22 protein-coding genes and 1 riboswitch are annotated in these 23,140 nt (G+C 29.1%); of the genes, 1 reads left to right on the plus strand and 21 read right to left on the minus strand.

The features are described 5' to 3' along the window. Nucleotides 1-98: 98 nt before the first annotated feature. From L1S47_RS05145 to dapA, 10 genes are all read right to left on the minus strand, one after another. A complete protein-coding gene (locus tag L1S47_RS05145; RefSeq protein ID WP_202767820.1) occupies nt 99-287 on the minus strand; it encodes a DUF4250 domain-containing protein in 189 nt (62 codons plus the stop codon). Between the two features lie 13 nt (nt 288-300). Continuing rightward, the gene (locus L1S47_RS05150; protein ID WP_238882503.1) at nt 301-729 is read right to left on the minus strand and encodes a GAF domain-containing protein; all 429 of its coding nucleotides are present in this window, start codon (nt 727-729) and stop codon (nt 301-303) included. A 291-nt stretch (nt 730-1,020) separates the two neighbouring features. Further along, nucleotides 1,021-2,040: an adenosine deaminase gene (gene add / locus L1S47_RS05155; RefSeq protein WP_238882402.1), complete on the minus strand. Its 1,020-nt coding sequence runs from the start codon at nt 2,038-2,040 to the stop codon at nt 1,021-1,023. 20 nt (nt 2,041-2,060) lie between these two features. Beyond that, complete coding sequence (locus L1S47_RS05160; protein ID WP_238882403.1) at nt 2,061-2,693, minus strand: hypothetical protein; 633 nt, start codon at nt 2,691-2,693, stop codon at nt 2,061-2,063. A 100-nt stretch (nt 2,694-2,793) separates the two neighbouring features. After that, on the minus strand, nt 2,794-3,363 hold the full coding sequence (locus tag L1S47_RS05165) for a metallophosphoesterase (protein ID WP_238882404.1): 570 nt from the start codon (nt 3,361-3,363) through the stop codon (nt 2,794-2,796). Nucleotides 3,364-3,371: 8 nt separating this feature from the next. Then, a complete protein-coding gene (locus tag L1S47_RS05170) occupies nt 3,372-4,169 on the minus strand; it encodes a lipid II flippase family protein (RefSeq protein WP_238882405.1) in 798 nt (265 codons plus the stop codon). Nucleotides 4,170-4,179: 10 nt separating this feature from the next. Beyond that, nucleotides 4,180-4,662 carry a prolyl-tRNA synthetase associated domain-containing protein gene (locus L1S47_RS05175; protein WP_238882406.1) on the minus strand — a complete coding sequence of 161 codons (483 nt, stop codon included), beginning with the start codon at nt 4,660-4,662 and terminating at the stop codon, nt 4,180-4,182. Nucleotides 4,663-4,880: 218 nt separating this feature from the next. Beyond that, on the minus strand, nt 4,881-5,408 hold the full coding sequence (locus tag L1S47_RS05180) for a dihydrofolate reductase family protein (RefSeq protein ID WP_238882407.1): 528 nt from the start codon (nt 5,406-5,408) through the stop codon (nt 4,881-4,883). Between the two features lie 164 nt (nt 5,409-5,572). Then, on the minus strand, nt 5,573-6,307 hold the full coding sequence (locus tag L1S47_RS05185; RefSeq protein WP_238882408.1) for a CAP domain-containing protein: 735 nt from the start codon (nt 6,305-6,307) through the stop codon (nt 5,573-5,575). Nucleotides 6,308-6,503: 196 nt separating this feature from the next. Next, a complete protein-coding gene (gene dapA / locus L1S47_RS05190; protein ID WP_238882409.1) occupies nt 6,504-7,370 on the minus strand; it encodes a 4-hydroxy-tetrahydrodipicolinate synthase in 867 nt (288 codons plus the stop codon). A gap of 270 nt (nt 7,371-7,640) precedes the next feature. Further along, nucleotides 7,641-7,814: riboswitch (Lysine riboswitch) on the minus strand. A gap of 125 nt (nt 7,815-7,939) precedes the next feature. Between dapA and L1S47_RS05195 the strand changes: the two genes are divergently transcribed. Beyond that, a complete protein-coding gene (locus L1S47_RS05195) occupies nt 7,940-8,185 on the plus strand; it encodes a DUF3243 domain-containing protein (protein ID WP_202767829.1) in 246 nt (81 codons plus the stop codon). Nucleotides 8,186-8,343: 158 nt separating this feature from the next. On the opposite strand, the gene dapF is transcribed toward L1S47_RS05195, so the two are convergent. The 11 genes from dapF to L1S47_RS05250 form a co-directional block, all read right to left on the minus strand. Beyond that, nucleotides 8,344-9,210 (minus strand): diaminopimelate epimerase, encoded by an 867-nt coding sequence (gene dapF / locus L1S47_RS05200; protein WP_238882410.1) that lies wholly within the window; start codon nt 9,208-9,210, stop codon nt 8,344-8,346. A gap of 103 nt (nt 9,211-9,313) precedes the next feature. Next, the gene (locus L1S47_RS05205) at nt 9,314-9,817 is read right to left on the minus strand and encodes a hypothetical protein (RefSeq protein ID WP_238882411.1); all 504 of its coding nucleotides are present in this window, start codon (nt 9,815-9,817) and stop codon (nt 9,314-9,316) included. Between the two features lie 154 nt (nt 9,818-9,971). Beyond that, entirely contained in the window at nt 9,972-10,481 is a 510-nt protein-coding gene (locus tag L1S47_RS05210; protein WP_238882412.1) for a hypothetical protein, read from the minus strand. 409 nt (nt 10,482-10,890) lie between these two features. After that, nucleotides 10,891-13,656, minus strand: a complete 2,766-nt coding sequence (locus tag L1S47_RS05215) for a VWA domain-containing protein (protein ID WP_238882413.1) — start codon at nt 13,654-13,656, stop codon at nt 10,891-10,893. 11 nt (nt 13,657-13,667) lie between these two features. After that, nucleotides 13,668-15,467 carry a BatA and WFA domain-containing protein gene (locus L1S47_RS05220; protein ID WP_238882414.1) on the minus strand — a complete coding sequence of 600 codons (1,800 nt, stop codon included), beginning with the start codon at nt 15,465-15,467 and terminating at the stop codon, nt 13,668-13,670. A 10-nt stretch (nt 15,468-15,477) separates the two neighbouring features. Continuing rightward, nucleotides 15,478-16,362: a DUF58 domain-containing protein gene (locus L1S47_RS05225; protein WP_238882415.1), complete on the minus strand. Its 885-nt coding sequence runs from the start codon at nt 16,360-16,362 to the stop codon at nt 15,478-15,480. A 1-nt stretch (nt 16,363) separates the two neighbouring features. Next, nucleotides 16,364-17,341 (minus strand): MoxR family ATPase, encoded by a 978-nt coding sequence (locus tag L1S47_RS05230; protein ID WP_238882416.1) that lies wholly within the window; start codon nt 17,339-17,341, stop codon nt 16,364-16,366. An 11-nt stretch (nt 17,342-17,352) separates the two neighbouring features. Beyond that, nucleotides 17,353-18,912 (minus strand): hypothetical protein, encoded by a 1,560-nt coding sequence (locus L1S47_RS05235; RefSeq protein WP_238882417.1) that lies wholly within the window; start codon nt 18,910-18,912, stop codon nt 17,353-17,355. Beyond that, on the minus strand, nt 18,912-19,769 hold the full coding sequence (locus L1S47_RS05240; RefSeq protein WP_238882418.1) for an ABC transporter permease: 858 nt from the start codon (nt 19,767-19,769) through the stop codon (nt 18,912-18,914). Before L1S47_RS05240 ends, L1S47_RS05235 begins: the two co-directional genes overlap by 1 nt. Then, on the minus strand, nt 19,759-20,703 hold the full coding sequence (locus L1S47_RS05245) for an ABC transporter ATP-binding protein (protein WP_238882419.1): 945 nt from the start codon (nt 20,701-20,703) through the stop codon (nt 19,759-19,761). The genes L1S47_RS05240 and L1S47_RS05245 overlap by 11 nt, the downstream gene beginning before the upstream one ends. Then, on the minus strand, nt 20,703-23,063 hold the full coding sequence (locus L1S47_RS05250; protein ID WP_238882420.1) for a hypothetical protein: 2,361 nt from the start codon (nt 23,061-23,063) through the stop codon (nt 20,703-20,705). Before L1S47_RS05250 ends, L1S47_RS05245 begins: the two co-directional genes overlap by 1 nt. Nucleotides 23,064-23,140: the final 77 nt, after the last annotated feature.

Raw genomic sequence — 23,140 nt, forward strand, 5'->3', positions numbered from 1 at the left:
AATTGCTAGATAGAAAGAGTCTCGTTTTTAGGTCAAGAAAAATATACCATAATATATTTATATATTCAAATATTTTTTTCCATTATCTCAAAAAATTTTTATACAAATGCATTTCTACTGGAATTATACTCGTATCCAGCTTCCTTTAATCTCTCTATTAATGCGTTTTGATCTATTTCTTCTTCATAGCAATAATTATCTAGAGAACTATAAAAATCCCTCAATTTCATATTAACCATACTTAATAGTATAATAGGATCTCTATTAAATATTTCTTCTCTATCCAAAACCTCTCATCTCCTAAATATATTTTTCAATTTCCTTTACTAGCTTCGTAAGATATTCTTCCTCTAGTTCAGTAAATCTAGATAACTCGGGACTATCTATATCTAAAACTCCATAAATTTCACCATTCTTTATTATTGGAATTACTATTTCTGAGTTTGATGCAGCATCACAAGCAATATGTCCTGGAAACTCATGTACATTTTCAATTCTTAAGGTTCTCTTTTCTAATGCAGCTGTTCCACATACACCCTTTCCTAATGGAATTCTTATGCAGGCTGGCAATCCTTGAAATGGTCCTAGAACTAATTCATTTTCTTTAAATAGATAAAATCCTGCCCAATTACATCTGTCCATATAAAATTTAATAAATGATGAAATATTTGAAAGGTTAGCTATTACATCTTTCTCATCTTTTAGTTGTTCTATACATGCTGATACCATAAAACCTAAAGTTTCACTTATTTTTTCTGAATTCTTAAGTTCCTTCAAAATAACGCCTCCTTAATTTAAACTTTTCTATATATTATATTAACTTAAAGTTATTTATAAAAAAAGCATTTATTTTCTAAAGAAAAAAAACCCCTGATACCAGGAGTTTAATGAGGATACTTATAACAGGCTTATGGCAAAGCTATGTTTTATTAGTTCCTTTGATATTTTTATCATATTGTTATACAATTATTCATTATAAATTTAACAATTAAAAAACATTTTTGAACTAAATACTTAATTCTATTTATTATAATAATTTTCAACTTTATTTTTTAACCACTCTTTATCCTCAATACTACAAAATGCTGCTTCAACTGCATAATAAGTAATAATCTCAAAATCTTCAAAAGATAATCCTAATTTATCAATTATATTATTTATTTCAATTGATAAGCTCACATTAGAAACTGTTCTATTATCAGTATTTAAAGTAACTTTTAACCCATTGCCATAATATGTTTTTATAGGATGTTCAAGTAAACTTTTTATTGCATTAGTATTTAAATTACTGGTTGGACACATTTCAAGGAAAACACCTTTTTCCTTAATAAGCTTTAATATATTAGGATTCTTATATGCAAACACTCCATGTCCAATTCTCTCAGCTCCCAATATATTTATTGCTTTTTCTATATTTTCTTCCTTACCCGTTTCTCCCGCATGCACAGTTAGATGAAAGCCTAAATCCTTTGCTAATTTAAAAACTTCTTTGCTTTCTTCGGGTGGAAAATCATGTTCATTCCCTGCCAAATCCAAGGCAACGACACCTTTGTTTAAAAATGCAGCTGCTCTTTTAACTAAATCTATATTTTTTTCAATAGGAAAACCTCTCATGGCGCATATGATTAACCTACTTTTAACTTTATATTTCCTCTCCCCTTTGGAAAGTCCTTTTAAAACAGCTTCTATAACTTCTTCTATACTTAAACCTTTTTCCTGGTGGAAATATGGTGCGAATCTTATTTCACTATAGATAACTCCCTCTTTTGCAAGATCTTCAACCAGCTCTTCACTTACCCTTGTTAAAGCCTCTTTTGTCTGCATTACCTTTATTGGGAAATAAAATGCTTCTAAATATTCTTTTAGTGATTCACACTTACCATCAATACTCAATATATTATTTAATTCTTCATAACTGCTGAAAGGATTTTCACCTAATGCATTAAGCAGTTCCCATATTGTTTCTTTTCTTGTGCTTCCATCCAAATGTAGATGCAATTCAATTTTAGGTATTCTTTTTATATCTTCTATTACATTCATTTATTCTTCCTCTTCTATAATTAATTAAAAAGATTTGGTAATTCCCCGCCTTTTTTTATAACATCTTCCTTATTCTTTAGTAATTCATTTTCGTCTTTTAAAGCATTAATATATTCCTTTGCTTTTATATCTACTTCTTTTTCCTTCTCAGAATCAATTAAAGTATCTAGTTCTCCCTTAAGAACATCTATTTCTTTTTGCTTTAAATCCATTTTAGATTCAATTTCTTTTAAACTATCTTCAATATACCTGCTTGAATTCTCCCAGTACTCTTCTTCTTCTTTTTTAGTTTTATCTATTTTATTTTTCGCATCATTACTAGATAGCAACCCTTTTTTAACTTGTTCACCTACATCATTAATATATTTATTTAATAACTCTCTAGATTTACTTCTATTATTTAATTTTTGTTCCCAAGCCCTATCAATATTTTCTTTTAAAGTTCTCTTTTGTACCAATATTTCTTTGTAATTGAATTCATTTTCTTCATTTAGAACTTTGTTTCTCTTTTCTATATTCTCAAAGGGCCAAAAAATTTCTTGAGCTTCTTCATTATTAATCACTTCATTTTCTTTTTTATAGTTAATCATAACTGCAATAGGAATTAAACTAAGTAAAAGTATTATTAATATGAGGATTAATTTGTTTTTCAAAAAACTCACCCCTTAATGTACTTATAGTTACATTATTAGTGTGGTTAATTTTTCAAATTAAATTCCTATTTTATCTAAATTATTTTATATTTTAATTTATTTAAACTTTTATTTTTTTAAAATTAAAGGATATTTCTTCATTTGTAAATTCTCCAATACAAAAGTAAGCATATCCGTCGATAGTCAATCCTAGAGAGCCAGGATTTATGATTGTTTTTTCTCCATAACTTGTTACCATTAATGGTAAATGAGTATGACCAATTAAAACATAATCTACAGAATCATCGTAATCCTTTAAAAATCTTTCTAAAGATTCTCCATTATATAAAAGAGGGATATCTGTATTAGAAGTTTCTCTAGAATGTACCATTAAAAAACTTTTACCATTTATATCTATTATCTTTTTTAATTCTAACTTATTTAATTCTCTTATTATTTCTCCCCCATATTGCTCATATAGGTATGCTGACAACTTATTTTCATGATTTCCTCTAATATTTATAAATCTTTTATCACTAAAAACCTTCTCAAATACTTCTTTAGGATATTCCCCTGCCAAAATATCTCCAAGGTTAAGTATTTTCTCAATACTTTTATCATCTATATATTTTATAAATGCTTCTAGTGCCTTTATATTTCCATGAATATCTGAAACTATAGCAAATTTCATAATTTCACCTAACCTTTTATTATTCCTGCTACAAAAACAATAATATATGCTGCTGGAACTAGTAATGTAACTGACATTAATGTTCCAATAGCTTTACTTCCTACCATTCCAATAACACAAGTTCTAAATTCTTCCGGTGATTTTCTACCATCAATAACGTCATCTGTCATTATTGATAAATGTGGATCAGTAAACATAGTCAATAGCAGTGTAGCAATTCCATTAATAATACCAGCTAATGCAAGACAAGTTCTCCCATAACTAGGTGCTAACATACCTGCATAAATTGGTGATAGTGCTCCTGCAGTAGAAATAGCTACTATTATTGCATTAGTAAGTAATAATTTTTTAGGTAACTTTTTAAACTCAATACTTGTTACGCTCTCCTTAACTGGTATTGCAATTGAATTTTTTATATGCCTAACCCCAGCTTTTGAAAAGCCATGTAGTACTATTTTAGAAACTGATTTATCTGCTGAAAATGCGATTACACCTTTAGCTAATATCTTTTGAAAAGTAGGAATAAGGAATGCACCTACAATTGTAGCTATTGTTGAAATCACAATTATTATATAGAATACCTTTAGTACCTCAAAGCTATTTGTACTAAATTCTACATAACTTGTTAAAACAGGCGTTTGAATAGAAACGGCAATTCTAGAAACTAGCATAACTATATTGAAGAGAGCAAATGAAATTGCAATTTTACCAGTTCTTACTCCCACAAGTCTTACTGAGTATCCTAAAGTCCCAATTAATGTAATGATAAAATTCATTACTAATACAATAATTACTCTAATATCCATAAATCCTCCACTAAGTAATATTTACATACGTAAATTCATTACCACAATATCCTAAAAATTTAATAAAATCATTATAACTTAAAAGCAGCGTAGAAGTGTTTACATTTGGGTGAAATGTTATATACTTACATAATTCTAAATCTTTATCTAATAGTACCTTAACATGTTTGTCTATATCATTTATTAATCCAAAGGGAGTTACTGATCCAGGTGTTAGTCCAAGTATTGACTTTAATTTTTCTTCTGATGCAAAAGAAAGTGACTTCTCATTTATCTCATTGGTTATATGTTTTATATCCACCCTTTTACTATCATCAACTATAAGTAAATAATACTGATCTCCTTTTCTATTTTTTAAAAACAAATTCTTACAATGCTGCCCTGGAATTTTCATTGGTATATCCTTAGTTTCAGCTACTGTGAATACTGCTTCATGCTTATACTCATCATAAGTAATATTCAAATTATCTAATATATCATATATGTTGTTCATACTCTTCCCTTCTTTATTATTATTTTTTCATAAGAATGTTAAAATATCTAAATATTGGTTGATAATTTATTTATAAGTGATAGAATAGTCTGTAGGATACTGAAAGGAGTGAAAATTGTGGAAGTTCAAATTAAATATTCTTCTGAACTTATAAATGAGTGTTTAGAAACTATTGACTAGAGAAATAACCTAAAAGATAACCTTAGGTTATTTTTATTTTATCTATTTTTATAATGTACTTGAACTAACCCTGAAGAATAAGACTTACTTTCTACATATTGAACTTCTTTAGTTGGACGCCCATCTTGGAATAGTCTCTTTCCATCCCCCAATAATATTGGAATTATAGATATAATATATTCATCAAAAAGATTTTCCCTAAGAATCTCATTTACTACTTCAGCTCCTCCGTCAACAAAAATATCTTTTCCAGCTTTCTTTTTCAATTCTTCTATAAGCTTCTTTATATCTCCTGAGTAGTATTCAACCTCATTAGATTCTTTTTTCTTTCTAGAAATTATATAGCACTTTTTATCTTTATGAGGAAACTCAATACCAAAAGAACATACTTTATCATATGTCTTTCTGCCCATTATTACAGTATCTATTCTGTCTATAAACTTTGCATATCCATAGTCTTCACCATCTACTTCAACTTGTGAGAGCCAGCTAATATCATCTTCTTTTGTTGCTATATAGCCATCTAAACTCATTGCTATATATAAAACTACGTTTCTTTCACTCATGTAATTCCCTCCTTAGATAATAATATTTATAAGATTATACCACAAATTACCTAATATATTTTATAAAAAGTAAAAAACAGATATTTCTATCTGTCTTTTACTTTTAGCTAAAAATATATTATTAAATACCTCTATTAGTTTGAAAACTTTGAGTGTTCCTTTTTCTATTGAGGTGTATAGAACATTTGAGTAGCATAATATCTACCATTACTATAATATATTCCTATTCCGATTTCTTTAAATGCACTGTTGAGTATATTGGCTCTATGTCCTGGAGAATTCATCCATTGAGTAACAGTATATGCACCATTTGGTGTCATTCCTGTAGATGTATATATATTCTCACCCATAGTTGCATATTTAAAACCATTATTAGTAAGCATTTGTCCTGGATCTCCATAAGTTGGTGATGTATGAGAAAAATAGTTTTTATCATACATATCTCTAGCTTTCATTGCTGCTAGTTTTGACACACCTGCATTAAGCTTAAGTGGTTGTAGTCCTTGCTTTGTTCTTTCAGCATTTGTATTAGTTAATATATCATTTACAACATCTCCAGTAGTAACACCTGGGTTTCCGCTGTTAGGTGTATTAGGGTTTCCTGATGGGTTAGTTCCTTCAGGAATATTATTGTTAGTTGGAGGTTTTGGATTATTATTTGAGTTTGGAGGATTTGTATTTTGTACATTTCCATCCCCTGGATTTGTATTAGGTTGATTCAATGTACCATTTGTATTATTCTGATCTCCAGTTGTACCTGTTGTGTCTCCTGTTGTATCATTTCCGCCAGATTGATTAGGAACTACTTGCGGTTTAATTGGTGAAGTTCCTTTTTGACAACCTATTACAGTAAAACTTAAAATAGAAAAACTTAATATTACTGAAATAAACTTTTTCATATAATCACCTCACCATTATTTTGAGCAAATTTAAGAATAATAAAATAATAACTTAGAGGTAATTGAGTAAAAAAAAGGAGAGCAATAATTTTTATTTTTTTTGCTCTTCTTTAAAATAATTTTTTTATTTTAATTCTAAAATTTCATTTATATGATTTTTATAGAAAACTTAATTTATTCCTACATAAATAAATTATTAGTTGAACTTAAAACCATCTAATTTTACTTTTAATTCATCACTTATTTCAGTTAGTGGAAGTCTTAGTTCTGGGGATTCAATTAATCCTATCTTATTTAAGATATATTTAAGTGGTGCTGGATTTGGTTCTGCAAATAGCATAGGGACAAATTGATATAGTTCTTTCCATATCTTCAAAGCTTCTTCATGGTTATTTTCTTTAACCTTATTATATACCTCTATAAAGCTTTCAGTGTGAATATGAGATGAAGCCAATATTCCACCATGACCTCCAAGGGTTAGTGTAGTATAGAAAAAGCTATCTTCACCAGTCAAAATTGAAAAATCCTTTGGAGGATTGATAAGAAGATCTGTTGTTTGCTTTATATCTCCTGATGCATCTTTTATTCCTACAATATTTTTTAATTCAGCTAATTTATAAATAGTACTATTTTCAATATTTCTACCTGTTCTATATGGAATATTATATAAAATTATATCTAAATCAGTTGCTTCAGAAATACTCTTAAAATGTTCATATATTCCCCTTTGATCAGGTCTAGAATAATATGGTGAAACTGATAATATACCATCTACATTATATTTTTCTACAACCTTTAGTTTTTCTTTTACTTTTTTAGTATTGTTTCCACCTAATCCAAAATATACTGGAACTTTATTATTAACATATTCCATTGTTTTTTCTACGATAGTTTCATATTCCTTATCCTCAATAGTTGGACTTTCTCCTGTTGTTCCTAATGGCATAAATCCGCTAACACCTTTAGCTAAATAGTACTCTACCATTCTCTTATATGATATTAAATCTAATTCATCATTTTTAAATGGTGTAATTAATGGAACAAAAACTCCTTGAATTGACATAACATACCTCCTAAAATAGCAAATTAAAAAATCGTCAAGGCGATTATGAGCCGTCGATTTTTTTCTCGCATCTGCCTTTCCAAACGCATGTGAGGAAAAATTGGCAGGCGACTAATTCTATTTTTTTACTCTTTAGGGCAACCTTCGATTGTAATCCAAATTTATAATTTTAACCATAAACTTAAAATATTGTAAATCCCTAAAGCGTAAAAAAAAACCTTGGAGAATACCAAGGTTAAATTATTCTTAATTTATTTAATCGAATAAATTTCCATGTATAGCACTCCACAAAAAACTTGTGACAGTCTTGCATATATTTTATACAAAACCAGCAATATAGCCTTAAAGCATTAGCTATACACTTCGGCGATGGTTCCTTTTCCAAAACATCTACGTGCTTACCTCCGTAATGGTACTCATAAACATCGCGCCTCTATCTCAAAAAATATTTACTTTTTTGTTAATTATACCTTTATATTTAACATTTATCAAGGGTTTATTTTTACATAGTTTACTTAAAAAATATAAATACTAATAGAGTAAATAATAGTTTAGGGAGGTTTTATAACATGGATACATTAAAAGATTGGGATTCTTGGAAAGCTACCTTAGGTAAAGCTGTAGATGCTGGTGAAACTGTTGGACTTTCTGATAAAACTATTACTGGAGTTGCTGAAAAAGTAGGCACATTTCTTTCAAATAATGTTGATCCAAGAAATCACGAGGAAAGACTTCTTAAAGAATTGTGGGATGCTGCTGATGAAAATGACAGAAATACGCTAGCTAAACTAGTTGTAAAAATTGCTGATAAATAAGTATTTAATTTTCTTATACAAAAAGTGGGAAAGACTATTTTCATAGTTCTTTCCCATCACTTATATAATGCAAAAATCATATTACATCTCATGGAACTCTTAGTTCAAACGTCTAAGAGCTCTATGTAACATGTAAATTCTTTAATTTATTATATATACTATTTATTTAAGTCTTCAATAAGTTCCGAACTTAAATTTCCTTTTGCGATTTCTCTAACTTCTCCTGTCATCCTTACATTCCAGTTGTCATCAATTTCAATAATTAGCTCTCCACCTAGCATCTTAATTTTAACTTTATCATTTACTAATCCTCTTTTTCTTAAAACAGATGCAACTGCACAAGAAGAACTTCCTGAAGCTAGCGTAAATCCAGCCCCTCTTTCCCATATTAGTATTTGAGCTTCATCCTTAGAAATCACTTTTGCAAATTGAGTATTAATTCTATTTGGAAACTCTTTATAATTTTCTATTAATTGTCCGAATGCTTTTATTTCATCCATATCTAATTCATCTTTTATTATTACACAATGTGGATTTCCTAAGGAAACACAATTTATTTCAAATTCCTTATTGTTTAGCGTTATTTTTTCACCTATAACTTCTTCACTTTTAAAGTTTGTAGGAATATCACCAGCTTTAAAAATTGCTTTTCCCATATCAACTGTAATTAACTTAGCCTTTGAATTAGATGTTTCAACAATATTAGCCTTAACTATTCCGCCTTTTGTCTCAACCGTAAAAACTTCATTATTAGTAAAACCATAATCATAAATATACTTACAAAATATTCTTAGCCCATTACCGCTTTTTTCAGCTTCTGAACCATCTGGATTATATATTCTTAATCCAAAATCAGCTTTTTCTGATTTTACTTTAAGTAATATTCCATCAGAACCTATACCAAAATTAACATTACAAATTCTTTTAATAGCCCTATCAGTAAGAGTGAAATCAATTCTATCTTCTTCCAAAACTATGTATTCATTCCCCAAGCCATGAGTTTTAACAAAAAAATTATCTTTCATCTTCATCTTCCTTTTCTTAAATAATATTAAAATTATATCAAATTTCCAAAATTAATAAAACTGCAATCTATTGTAATCATAATTCTTGAATTCCTAAAAGTTTTTATTGTCCACTTAATATATCCTTTAAACTTATATTTAGTGAGTTTGAAGCCTCTTGTAACTTATCTGCTTGCTCTTTGGCATCATTAGCAGTTTTATATCCTTTAGCCGCAATTATTACAGTGTCTAATCCCTTAATATAATTATTATGTATTCCGTTTATTTCACTACTATGTTCCAATGTCTCTGCATGGTTTTTAAGTATTATAAGTTCATCAGTATTTTCTTTAATATTTTTTCCTTCTTTAATAGCATCTATATTTTCTGCTGCATGCGAAGAAATTGAGCTAATACTCTTAAAATATGTATAATCTGTCTTATATCTGTTTATTTCATAGCTTATAGATTTTTTAGTAATAAAAATATTATAGGCGCTTACTCCCAAGGTTAATATCAATAATACTATTATAATTCCTTTTATTACTCCTTTTATAAATTTTATTGCTAAAAATAAAAATACTATAGCAACCAAGGCTATGATAATATTATCAGTGCTTAATCCCATTGTTATTTCCTCCATTTATTTAGAAATATTTTCTTTATACCTATGTATTATATCATGATACTTTACACATTCATTTATTTTTGACAAAATTGAGAAAAAAGCAACTAAAATACGAGAAAATATTTCTTATATCTTAGTTACTTATTAAAATATATTATACATTAAAGTTTATGTAGTTACCTGAGTTATCTGACGTTCCTGAAGTAAGGGTATCCACACTGCTATACATAGCATAGGGATTTGTACTTAATATACTTGAAACAGAACTTTTATATGTACCATTTTCTATTGATTCATATTGTCCTAAAATATTAGTATCTATTGGATCACCATTAGGAGAAGTACTCTGAAGAAGTGATAGTATATTTGAATCTTCTAATGTTACACTATTTGCACTTGGTGCCACATCCTTTGGAATACTTAAATCACCTGACTTACTATATTCCAAGGGGATACCGTAATTAGGTTCGACTTGCTTGTAAATATCTGTTAATTCCAAATCTGTTGTTCCACCAAAATAATTCTTCTTTAGATAGCTATTATTAACACTTGAATCAACATTTTCAATTAGTGGTACTGCAGCTGATACAGTATTTGAACTTGGATTAATATTTTTCCATAAAGAAGACAAGGTATAATTGTTCATAACACTATTAACATCCAATGTAATCACCTCATTTTAATATAAGTAAAATCAACTATTTATTAAATTATAGCATTTTACAAAACTCGAAATATGTAAATACTAATAAGATTTTATGAAGATATTGTTAATTATAAGTCACAAAAAAGTAGTGTGTTTGGTAATTGTCTCCAAACACACTACTCATTATTCTTTAGTCTTCTCTTTACCTTGAATTTCTGGTACAGGTGTTACTGTATTCTTTTTTGGTTCCTTAAATCTTTTACTATTCCATGAAGATTCTTGATCTTTCTTTGCCATAAATTCACCTCCAATTTACTATGTTTATCTTTTTCTTTTATGGAGATTTTATTCATGGTTATACTATAGTTTTTTTATAGGAAACTTAATTTATTCGTACATAAATAACTTATTAGTTGATCTTAAAAAATTATTCACTACTTCTATCTTTCTTTTTCTTTAGTAATAATTCAGTATTTAATTTTGCTCTTTCATTTTTCTTTACATTGTCTTTTTTAACTTTTTCTTTTGGAGCTTGATTGTTCTCTAAAGCCTTCGGGATAATTTCTATTTTACTTTCTGCTAAATTTCTCTCTTTTTTTGATGGTGCTTTTTTTACTTTTTTCTTAAAATGGATCCTATTAATAAATTTAGGTAAAGTAATATTCAAATCTAATCTTCTATAAGCTATTTCAAACATTAATAATATTAGTGCTAGTATTGTAAGAGGCAAAGATAAATTTATTCCACCTTTAACCTTCTTTATTTCACCATTAAATATATCTTTAGGTAATTTAACAAACTTACCATTTGTACCTTCTACAAGAGAATCTAATGCTCCTGTATCTCCCATAAGCTTATACTCTAGTGAATATTGTAAGGCTATTACTCCATTTTTTACTGATGTAATCTTACCGTCATTTTCTTCTCTAACACTTACTGAATAAAAGCTGCTCTCATCTAGTGAAATATTCTTCTCATAGACTCCTGGAGCTTTAATATCTAAGTTGAAATCCCCTTGTGTACCATCACTTTTAGTATATATTCCGCTTAATTTAGTATTATCCTTAACGGAATTTGACTTATACTCAATATGAGCTTCATTTCCTTGCACAGAAATATTTAAATTGCTTTCCCCGCTAGTATAATCCTCTAATGACCAATTCAAGATATTTCCCCATAACTTCTTATATCCCTCCCAATTAGTATAATTAGCATCCCATTTTCCTGTAACATCTGAAGTCCAGGCAACACTTCTTCCTAAACCGTATTGCCAAAGAGCTAAAATAGGATCATCTTCATCAGAATTAAATACTACTGTAGCATTTTCCTTTGGTGAAGTACCAATATATCCTAGAAGATTAGGAATTTTACCATCATTTATAACCCCATCTAAAACCTCATGTGAATTTACAAGCTTAGGGGTAAATTCTCTATTATTTAGATATGCTTTTGAAGCCATAAAAATTTCTTTTGCAAATATCCTTGGCAGATCTGTATATATGTCAGTATGATAACTTCTTCCTTTCCCAGACTCTGCTAATGATTGTAATAACTTTATATCAGCATCTTCTCCAACAGATACTGTAGATAATGTTATATTATTTTTTCCTAGTCCATTTATAATATCATCATATTGTCTAAAACCATCTTGACCATCAGTCAACAGAATTATATGTTTTATCTTTGCATCAGAGTTCTTTTCGTATTCGTAGGCTTCTTTAAGTGCTGGGTAAATGCTTGTTCCACCATTTACCTGTATCTGACCAATCTTATCTTTAACAACTTCTTTATTGCTTCCTTTTTCACCCTTAACAATCCAAGAGTAACTTTGATCAAATGCTATTACTCCAATTTCATCATTTTCTCTCAAGGTATCTGCTGCTTTTTGAGCAGCTTCTTTTGCCAAAGTTAATTTAGAAACCTCTCCGTTCCCGCCTCCCATACTTCCTGAATGATCGATTACTAATGTAATGCTCATTTTAGGTATTTCTTTTTTTCCCCTCATGTCCATATTTACTGGAAGTACTTTTTCTAATGGAGTATTAGTATATTCTCCCAATGCATAGGAGTCTTCACCACCTGTAGCTATAAATGCCCCACCATATTCTTTAACATAACTATCTAGTGAATCTTTAAATCCTTTTGGAAAATCCTCTCCATGAACATCTACTGATATAATTCCTTTATAGGCTAACATATCCTTTAGTGCACCTGGGAGTTCTGTACCAAGTCCTCTATCGTAAGAATATCCAAGTGAAGTTAATATGTTTGCAATATTATCTCCTTGTCCCTTTTTCCCTTCGGCTATAAATACCTTTTCTCTAGTCAGTACATTTGTATACCCTATATATTCATTATTTTTGACTTCTGTATCCTCAGCAGGATCAATTACAACCTTGTAATTTTTAATTCCTCCTGATTTTTGTATATCCTTAAAGGTAAAGTTATTCATTCCTTTGGTGAGCGAAACTTCACTTTGAGCTTTTAATATACTCCCATCATATAGGTAAACCTTTGTTTTAGTTTGGATATTAGAATAAATCCCTACACCAATTGAAAATTCGTCTCCAATATTTATTTTGTCAGGAAGTTTTAAACTATCCACGTAAACTTCTTTTTTGAAGCTTTTTTCTACCTTATATACCTTCATATCAATATTTTGTTCATTTAAAGAAGGAATAGTTTTTTCAAGCTTTCCTATATTCTCTTCTCCATCTGTAATTAAAACAAATCTTTTTGCTTTATCTGATGGGAAAAGTGATAATCCTGTATTAATTGCATTTTCAATATTTGTTGCTGAAGCTATTGGCTTACTTTCTATAGTGTTAATTGTCTTACTCTTTGATACAAATTTTTCAACCTTTGCATCTTGTCCAAACACCACTATTCCTGCATAGTCGCTTGTTCCCATTTCTTTTAGAGTCTTTTTAATAAAATCTTGTCCATTTTCTTTAAACTCCTCATTTGAATGAGATAAATCTAGCAAGAAAATCGTTGAAGTGTCTTTTGTTATTTTATTCACCGTAATATTTACCAGTGAAAGAGTTAAAAGTATAGCAATAACACATCTTATGATAATAATTAATCTTTTTCTTCTCTTGTCTTCAATTATGCTTTTGCCTAAGTAAATAATAAATATCATAAGTATAGGAATTAATATTAGATAAATAGGCCTTAATACTTCAATTGACACTCTTTCACCTCCTAATTCTTTTTGGTATAAATAAACCATTCTATCATTAGAACAATTAACGAAAGTATAACCATGTATTCAGTTAGATTTCGTCCTCCTCTAACTTTAAATTCTTTATTATCTCCCCTTTCACTTCCCTCTTCTGTTACATCAGATTCCTCACTTGATGGAAAATTAACTCCAAACTTCTCCTCTTTTTTCTCACCTTTAATATCCTGAGTAACTTTATATATACCAACTTCATTGGTTTCTTCAAACTCTTTCATTGGAAATCTAATTGGCATACTTTTCTCTTTCCCTTTAGGATTTGTTATGTTAATATCTCCTCCATCAATATTAGGATTTAAAGGCACACTTTCCCCAGCAGAAAATTCTCCTGAACTTAATATTCCACCTAAACTTAAATAGTTAATAAAATTATGAACCATAATAGGGAATTCTGGTTTAAGCACAATATCACTATCGCTTAATTTAAAAGGAATAGCTATTATCTTCCTGCCATCTTTTTCTCCATAAAAAGCTTCCTCTCTATCTTTTATTGATAAGAATCCTTTTAAGTATCCTTCCTTCTGTATCTGATTTATACTCTTTACTCCAAACTTTAAGTTCTTAATTTTATCCGTTAATGGCGTATCTATTTTTGCATTTCCATTTCCACCTTCTACCTCATTGGCTACTTTAAAGAATTCATTGGAAGGAGCATTAATAAATATTATATTTCCTTTCTCAGGAAGTTTATCAGGAATTACTCCATCAAAAATATATATATCATATTCATCCTTTGGGTTATAATTTTGAAGAGAATCTACTTTTGATACCTCAATTCCTTTAACAGTTTTCAATGCTTTTTCCATAAATAAATTTTTCTCTGATAGCAATAAAACTTTTTGGTTCTCTTCTCTTTTTACAAATGAGTAATAAGTATTATCTTCTGATATTGCGTCTTTTTCAGATAATTCCCCTTTTAAAATGCTTATATTTTTACTTTCTAATTCAAAGGTCAAAACCTTGCTTTCATCCTTAGAAAGATTGATTTCTTTAACTGCTAATAATTTATCATCTCCATATAAAGAGAAATCACCTTCATACTCGTAAGCTCCCCTATTTGTAATCTTTGAAATCACTGATATTCCCTTATCAGTTTCCTTATAACTAACTAAATCCACTGATGCATTATTTCCCTTTGAAGATAAATTAATAACATTTCCATTTATCCCTTCAATGGGGAAATCCTTATCAGTCAAAAATACAACCTCACTTCCCTCTTGTGCATTGCATAAACTTTTGACTAATGAGAGAGAATCTTCTATTTTCCCTGTGGTATCTTCTGGTGATAAAGTTTTAATTTTATCTAATATTACACTTTTATTTTTTTCATTTGATAGTTCAACCTTACTATATTTTCCACTTGTTAATATTGTTACATTTGCACCTTCTTTTGTAGAAGAAATTAGTTTTTCCATTTCTTCTTGTGCCAACTCAAATTTAGATTTTTCTTGAACCTTTGCTTTCATACTCCCAGTTATATCAAAAACAATAATTAAATTTCTAAATTCCTTCCCACCTAAAAGTGTAATTGGTTCTAGAAGAGAAAAAATAAGTAATGCCACAATTATTAGTTGTAATATCATTAGAATATTCTTTCTTAGCTTTTCCCAAGGGGATTTAGCCTTAATATTTCTATATACTTCTTTCCATAATATTAAAGATGGAACATCTTCACTTTTTCTTTTTTGCTTAAGCATATAAAGTAGAATAATTCCTACTAAGGCTAAAGAAAATACTAAAGGCCATAATCTACCTAGGCTCATGTTATCCCTCCTATCCCCTGTTAATTACACCTTTGATTGCAAGCTCTTTAAATATAATTTTTTCTAATGAATTTTCTGAAGATGTAAATATATACTTTGCTCCATATTTTTTAGAAATTCTTTGAACTTCTTCTTTAAAATCTTTTAATTTTTCCTTATATAAATTTAAAGCCTTACCATAAATGCTTATATCTAAATTTTCCGCAATATCTTCTATATTTTTTAATTTTAAATCACCTCTTATAGATGGCTCTAATTCTTCTTTTGAAAGTATTTGAATTAGAATAACTTCTTGTTTTTTATGTCTTAAATAAATTAAAGTATCCTTCAAGGTATCCATATTATAAAAATCAGATATTATTATGCTAACTCCTCTTCCAAAAATATCAGCTCTTTTAACGCTATCAAACAATGGTGATCTTCCTTTAAATTCTATATCTTTTAATTCATATAATATCTTACTAATACCTAACTTCCCCGAGGCATTAACTTTTCCATAGTTAATACTCTCTGAAATCTCATGTATTTTAACTCTGTCATTATAATTTAATATCATATAACTTAATGCTACCGATAATTTTAGTGCAAGCTCTCCTTTATTAAACACTCCATAATCCATTGACTTACTTGTATCAACAAATATATTAAATATTGCTTCTCTCTCCTCCATAAATAACTTCAAATAAAGTCTATTGAACCTTCCATAAGCATTCCAATCAACTCTTCGAAAATCATCCCCAGGAGAGTATTCCCTATAGTCTGAGAACTCTACACTGATACCTTTTTCTCTTGACCTTCTCCCCCCTGTAAAGCCTGAACTTATAGGAGTTTTTAAGATTAACTTTAAATTTTGAAGTTGTTTAAAGAATTCTTCATTAAATAAGTCTTCTCTCATATTAAATAACCTTTACTTCTTCTATAATCTTATCTATAACCATATCAGTTGTAATTCCTTCTGAAATACCTTCAAAATTCAATATAATTCTATGTCTCAATATTGGATACGCTACATCTTTAATATCTTGAAAACTAACATTGTATCTCCCATCCATAAAAGCTAAAACTCTTGCTGCAATAAAAATTCCTTGAGCTCCTCTTGGACTTGAACCTACTGAAATATACTTCTTAACATATTCTGGTGCTTCATCTAATTCTGGATGAGTAGCTAGTATGATTTTCAAAGCATATTCTTTTACCCCTTCTGCCATAGGAACTTCCTTTACAATAGATCTTATTTCCATTATGTCCTTTAATGTGAGTATCTCTCCTAACCTAATATCCCTATTAGTAACTGTTATATCCATTATTTTCATAAGTTCTTCTAATGTAGGAAAGCTTACTTGAAGTTTAAAAAGAAATCTATCTAATTGAGCCTCTGGCAGAGGATATGTTCCTTCCATTTCAATAGGATTTTGAGTTGCCAACACCATAAATGGCTCTTGTAGTTTATATGTTTCATTTGCTACTGTTACGGTTTTTTCCTGCATTGCTTCTAATAATGCTGATTGAGTCTTTGGTGTAGCTCTATTAATTTCATCTGCTAGAAGCAAGTTAGTAAATACTGGCCCTTTCTGAAATTCAAATTGGTTTTTTCCATCTTCATTAGTAATTATATTGGTTCCAATTACATCAGCAGGCATTAAATCTGGTGTAAATTGTATTCTTGAAAATGAAAGATTCAATACTTTAGAAAGAGTTTTAACTAATTGAGTTTTACCTAGTCCAGGAACCCCTTCCAACAGTACATTGCCTCCAGAAAAGAGCCCTATTAAAACTCCATTTACTATATCTTTTTGGCCTACTATACCTTTTGCTATTTCCACTTTACATTCTTGTATTTTCTCAAGAAGCTCTTGTATCTTATTCTTTTCCATACTCTCTCCTCCTATTTACCTAGTTCCTCAAAATAATCCTTTATAATATCTTTAAGATAATCTGGCATGGAACTTCCTTCAAGGCCATCAATTGCATCTTTTGAATAATCCCCTATAACACTATCTAAATCAACCGATTCTCCTCTTTCATTTATTCCATTGCTAGAATTTTGAATCTGTGAATTACCTCCATTATTTTTTTGTCCAGTTAAATTTTCATCATTACCAGAATTTCTATCTGGAATATAGACTTGTTCACCTTTGGCTGGATCAACCTCTCTCCCATTTTTGCTACCATTATTCCATCCTACGCCATTCCCATTTCCTTGAGACCCCCCTGAACCTTGCCCACTTCCTTGGCCATTTCCAGGTTTATTTCCATTTCCACCGCTATTTCCATTTTCACCTTGGGATGATGATTCTCCATTAGAATTTCCTTGGGAATTAGATATAGATGAACCTTCTTTTGCTTCTTTCAAAGCATCATTTAGTTTATCTTTGGTGTTTGATGATATTTCTCCTGACATTATTTCTTCCGAAGCCTTATTTAATAAATTCTTTAGCTCCTCATCGGATACTGAACTTGCAGCATCACCTAATGCCTTGGAGACTTCACCTTTTTCTAAATCTCCCATAGATTTAAGTGAATTATTAAGATTATTTAATGCTTTGTTTACATCTTCATCTTTACCACTCTCAATAGCTTTAGCTAGTTCATTTGTTTTTTCACTTCCATTTAGCTTATCCTTGATTGCATCTAGATCTTTTTTATTATTAAGCTTTCTCTCCTCTGCTGCCTTTGGATTCAACTTATTTCTTAATTCTTCAAGAGAGTTTCTAATTTTATTATTATCTTTTTCTTTTTCTAACTGTTCTAATTTTTTATCAATTCTTTCTAATGTCTTTTTAACATCACTTTCATTATTAGTTTTATTAATTTCAAGTTTACTCTTTTCAATTATTTCACTTAATTTTTTCTTATCCTCTTTACTTAATTCTTTATTATCTTCTATCTTTTTCTTTTCTTCCTGCAGAACTTTACTTACTTCATTTTTCTTTTTTTCAAGTTCGTGGGCATTCTTTGCTACTCCCTTTGCTGGAGTTGGAACTAATATAAACGTAATAAATAATATTAAAAACGCTCCTATACCTATTAACAATTTTTTATTTATTCTTAAAGGCAGTCCTTTTTTAATATCAACTTTTTCTAAATAATCTAATGCATCTTCTCTTTGAATAATTGCATAATCTTCATCTCTTCCAATCAATTCTAGTGCAGTTGATGCTCGTTCTTTTAGTCCTATAGAATCAAGTATTATCCCTTGCTCCTTTATACTTGGAAAATAAAAAAGGGCTATTATAAGCCCTCCTATTAAACTTGATGATATGAAGAATAAACTAAGAAAAACACTTTCATAAAAGGGTACGAAAAGAGATATTAAACATAATAAAGTACTTAATACCAGTGCCATTAATAATCCTTTAGTTACTTTATTTAATACTATTTGTATCTTTATTCTTCTTCCAGCCTTTTTTATAAAGTATATAATTTGTTTTTCTTTATCACTCATTATTTTTTAATTCTCCTTTTTCTTAAAGGATTTAACATGTATGTCGCAGCAAATAACATTACTATTGTCATTATACCTTCTAGGATTAAATTTATAATCCATGCTTTTTCAATTCCAACAATTTGCCCAAAAGGCAATATAGAATTTGTACTTGCCCCTAATTGATTGTATATTATGGATCCATATCCAAGACCTGGATTAAAATATAACCATACTGGTATTACAGGGTCTAAACTTTTGCCTAATAAAGCATATTTATTTACTAAAAAGTTATAGTATATTAGCGTTATTATAATAGTTCCAAAGGCAAGTACTGATAGAAATACATAAGTAGATGCTATAGAACCCTTTGTACTTTTGCAAAAAGATGAGAAGAACAATCCTACACTACCACAAAAAATTGCAGTAGCTATATATAAAAGTATCATTTCAAATATATTTGATATACTTACACCACCCAGTGACAGTGTTATTGCAAAAATAGGTGTTGAGGCTATAATAAGTAAAATAACCTTACTTAATGATGCCCATAACTTACCTAATATTATTGAACGTGGTGACATCTTTGTTGACAATAAAATATCTAAGGTTCCTCTTTCCTTTTCCCCACATATTGCAGGAGCAGTAAGGGTTGGTGCAATAAGCCCAATTATCACAAACTCTATTAATGTTGTAATAAAATATAAGGCTGTTAAGCTTGTTAAATTTCCATAGAACTTTACTTGAGTAAGTAATCCATCAAAAACTAGAATAACTAGTGCACTTATTATTCCTAGAGAAATTGCAAGGGTAAGAGGAAATTTAATGCTTCTCATTGTTACTACTAATTCTTTTCTCCAAACTGGATTAATTTTCATTAAGATCTCCTCCATTACTCATTTCTGTTATTCTCATAAATACATCTTCTAAACTTCCATTCTCTTGTGTAAATGATATAACATCAATATCTCTGTCAATTAATTGCTTTAGTATGTCGCTTACTTCTTTTTCTTCTCCTTTAAACCCAAATATAATTTCATTTTCATTTTGAACAGGTTTATCTACATTAGGCATTTCTGCTAAAGCACTAATTGCTTCTTCTACATTACTTAAAACTTTCAATTTTATTGGTCTAGCGTGATTCATTTTTATCATTATTTCTTCTACAGTACCTTGAACTATTAGCTTCCCCTTTTCAATAATACCGAGATTTGTACATATCTCTGCAAGTTCAGGCAATATATGAGAAGATATTAATATTGTCTTTCCCATATCCTTAAGATTTTTAAGAATATTTTTCATTTCAAATCTTGCTCTTGGATCCATTCCTGACGCTGGTTCATCTAAAATTAATAATTCTGGATTGTGTACCAAACATCTTGCTAAGCATAATCTTTGCTTCATCCCTCTTGACAATCCATTAACATTTGAATCTTTTTTATCAACTAAATTTACTAATTCTAATAGTTCTAAAGAAAGCTTTCTTCCCTCTTCACCAAGTATTCCATAAATGGATGCATAAAATTCTAGATACTCAAGTGCTGTAAGATTATCATATACTCCAAAGAAGTCAGGCATATAACCAATCTTTTCTTTAAGTATTTTGTTATCTTTAATTGCATCTATGCCTTCAATATAAACTTCGCCTGAATCAGGTGATAATAATCCTGATATAATCTTCATACTGGTAGTCTTACCAGCTCCGTTAGGCCCTACGAATCCGAATATTTCACCCTTTTTAATTTCTAAATTTAGTCCATTAAGAGCTTTAAATCTTCCATAAGACTTCTCTAAGTTTTTAATAACTAACATTATTTAGCCCTCCCCGTTACTGCAATTTGAGGAATTGCTGTTGGCATTTTTCCATTTTCAGTATTTTCTGCTACGACTCTAATTCTAACCTTATTATTAGAACTATACATCTCTGGTGAAAATTCTTTTTTATCAGAACTCAATTTATATTCATCATACTTAGAAGTTTTATAATTATATATTTCAAATTTACCTATATCTGAATACTTTAGTCCATTTCTGCTGTTATTAAGGTCCTCCATAAAGTATATTTTATCTAAACTCACTATTCCTTCAATGGTATATTCTAATTCTAACTCACCTGCTTCATATATTTCACCGTTAACTAAATCAACTCCATTTACCTTACTCTTTAAATCTAATTCTGGAATTATCAAGCCAAACGGATATTCAACTATTCCATTATTCTCATAACTTAAATCTATTGGAAAAGCTGCTAATGTTTTTTCTCTTTTATCTACTTTCCCATTATTAATAGATAAATTTTCAGCAAAATTATCATCTATATATCCAATAATATAGTTTTTATTTAGAACTGAATTACCTGTAGAAATACTTAAATAACTATTTAAGAAATACTCAATATCTGAAAATTCTATTCTTTTTTTAGTTTGCTCCTGCATTTCTTCCTCAGTTAAAGGTGCAGAACTTGCAACAAAATTATTTATAAAATCGTTAGTATTTCTATATTTTTTCATTGAATCGTTAATACTCAATGATTTCCCTTTAGTTATACTACCTAATTCGTATATTCCTGAAGATGTTATTAAATATGAACTGTTTAGATCATACTGTAAATTATTCTTAAGGTCACCTTGGATTTTCCCTCCACTATAATTTAGCTTACCATCTAACTTTCCAATAGTTTTCTCTCCACCGCTTAGAGAAAAATATGCTGGAGAAAAAGGTGACATATCTTTATTTTCATAAATTCTTTTACCATCAACATAGTTTATCTTCTGGACAACATTTTTAGTAAAATCACCACTTCTTCTGTTATTATAATTTAAGTTGTCCATAATAGTTTCTAGCTTAGATGACTCTGGTTCTTGAATCTCCAGATCACTTTTATATGGAAACATGACTCCAACAAGTGAATTAACATTTCCTTTTCCTTGATTATCTACCAATATGAAATTTTTAATATTCATAATTGGATCTTTCAATCTTGTTGTTCCGCCTACGATAGATATAATCACAGTAAATATAACTGCAGCTATTGGTATTCCTATCCACAATAAACTACTCTTTTTAAGTTTTTTAAATATAAAGTAACCTACTGGTCCAATAATTAAAGCATAGACTAATAGAATTAATAATAGAATTTTTGTATTAGGCAATTTAACTCCTAGTACATTTCCAACCATGTTTTGAATCCTATAATCCATTCCGCTCATTGAACTATTTGGCTCTAGCAGTTTTGCTGGTATAACCTCATCAATTATATTATTTATTGAAGTTTTACCAATTAATTTGTTAAAAGGCTCTGAACCTAGGCTATATGAACTAAAGATTATATTACCGTTACCCTTTTGTACCTTTTGAAAATATCCTGTATCATCAACCAAATTTTTAGATGCCTCAATTGTTAATGGCATTACTTGATATTCTCCAACTTTTTTTAATTCTTGACTCTTAATCTTAATATAATCATCTTTGAATATACCAAGTGTTTTTTTTCCATAAACACCTGTTCCAATAATAAGTTCTCTCCCACCTTCAACCCATTTCTTAATGGTATCTATCTGACCTTTAGATAACTTTGATGTGTCATAATTATCAATGACTATAACATCAAATACATCTAAAACTTTTGAATTTTCTTTTAGAAAATTCTCAGGTATATTAACCAAGGTTGTATCTGAACTTAATCCTTTTACATTTTTTATATTTATATTTAATGATTCCATATAACTCAAACTATTAGGATCTTCGGTTAAGGTTCCAACTAAAAGCTTATTTGGGGAAAGTCTTTTACTATTTCCTACCTTTAATTCCTCTTCATATTCTTTTTTCCCTTTATTATATATTGAAACTACTATCTTATTTATTGATTCTCCAACTGGAATACTTAATACTATATTCTTCTTATCTCCTTTGGCTAAAGATAATTCTTGAGAAATCGTTACTCCCCTCTGATCTTGAAGTGGATATGTTACCTGTATCTCTCCTTGTATGTCTTTTGTTTCGCTCTCTACTTCTATGCTTATTGGCATTTCTCTATAGGATTTATATACCCCTTGAACCCCAAAGTCAGCTTTTATTTTTACACTACTTTCCTCCGCCTTTACCAAACTTGAAGGTATTATTACCGTTAATATAAACAGAAAAAGCATTAATATAGAAATTTTTTTCTTCATCATCTCACCTCATAAAACTTCCTGTAATATTATTGTAAACATTTATTTCTACATTTAACGAAGGAATTTATTAAAAT

The organism is Clostridium sp. YIM B02551 (assembly GCF_022324735.1).
Lineage (GTDB): Bacteria > Bacillota > Clostridia > Clostridiales > Clostridiaceae > Clostridium_T > Clostridium_T paridis.

What these genes read in the sequence shown, in the direction of transcription:
- L1S47_RS05150 (WP_238882503.1), bottom strand. Translation starts at nt 729, where the DNA reads ATGGTATCAGCATGTATAGAACAACTAAAAGATGAGAAAGATGTAATA.
- dapF (WP_238882410.1), bottom strand. Translation starts at nt 9,210, where the DNA reads ATGAAAGATAATTTTTTTGTTAAAACTCATGGCTTGGGGAATGAATAC.
- L1S47_RS05175 (WP_238882406.1), bottom strand. Translation starts at nt 4,662, where the DNA reads ATGAACAACATATATGATATATTAGATAATTTGAATATTACTTATGAT.
- L1S47_RS05180 (WP_238882407.1), bottom strand. Translation starts at nt 5,408, where the DNA reads ATGAGTGAAAGAAACGTAGTTTTATATATAGCAATGAGTTTAGATGGC.
- L1S47_RS05250 (WP_238882420.1), bottom strand. Translation starts at nt 23,063, where the DNA reads ATGAAGAAAAAAATTTCTATATTAATGCTTTTTCTGTTTATATTAACG.
- L1S47_RS05220 (WP_238882414.1), bottom strand. Translation starts at nt 15,467, where the DNA reads ATGAGCCTAGGTAGATTATGGCCTTTAGTATTTTCTTTAGCCTTAGTA.
- L1S47_RS05230 (WP_238882416.1), bottom strand. Translation starts at nt 17,341, where the DNA reads ATGGAAAAGAATAAGATACAAGAGCTTCTTGAGAAAATACAAGAATGT.
- L1S47_RS05240 (WP_238882418.1), bottom strand. Translation starts at nt 19,769, where the DNA reads ATGAAAATTAATCCAGTTTGGAGAAAAGAATTAGTAGTAACAATGAGA.
- dapA (WP_238882409.1), bottom strand. Translation starts at nt 7,370, where the DNA reads ATGTCAATTCAAGGAGTTTTTGTTCCATTAATTACACCATTTAAAAAT.
- L1S47_RS05205 (WP_238882411.1), bottom strand. Translation starts at nt 9,817, where the DNA reads ATGGGATTAAGCACTGATAATATTATCATAGCCTTGGTTGCTATAGTA.
- L1S47_RS05165 (WP_238882404.1), bottom strand. Translation starts at nt 3,363, where the DNA reads ATGAAATTTGCTATAGTTTCAGATATTCATGGAAATATAAAGGCACTA.
- L1S47_RS05245 (WP_238882419.1), bottom strand. Translation starts at nt 20,703, where the DNA reads ATGTTAGTTATTAAAAACTTAGAGAAGTCTTATGGAAGATTTAAAGCT.
- L1S47_RS05235 (WP_238882417.1), bottom strand. Translation starts at nt 18,912, where the DNA reads ATGAGTGATAAAGAAAAACAAATTATATACTTTATAAAAAAGGCTGGA.
- L1S47_RS05225 (WP_238882415.1), bottom strand. Translation starts at nt 16,362, where the DNA reads ATGAGAGAAGACTTATTTAATGAAGAATTCTTTAAACAACTTCAAAAT.
- L1S47_RS05170 (WP_238882405.1), bottom strand. Translation starts at nt 4,169, where the DNA reads ATGGATATTAGAGTAATTATTGTATTAGTAATGAATTTTATCATTACA.
- L1S47_RS05195 (WP_202767829.1), top strand. Translation starts at nt 7,940, where the DNA reads ATGGATACATTAAAAGATTGGGATTCTTGGAAAGCTACCTTAGGTAAA.
- L1S47_RS05185 (WP_238882408.1), bottom strand. Translation starts at nt 6,307, where the DNA reads ATGAAAAAGTTTATTTCAGTAATATTAAGTTTTTCTATTTTAAGTTTT.
- add (WP_238882402.1), bottom strand. Translation starts at nt 2,040, where the DNA reads ATGAATGTAATAGAAGATATAAAAAGAATACCTAAAATTGAATTGCAT.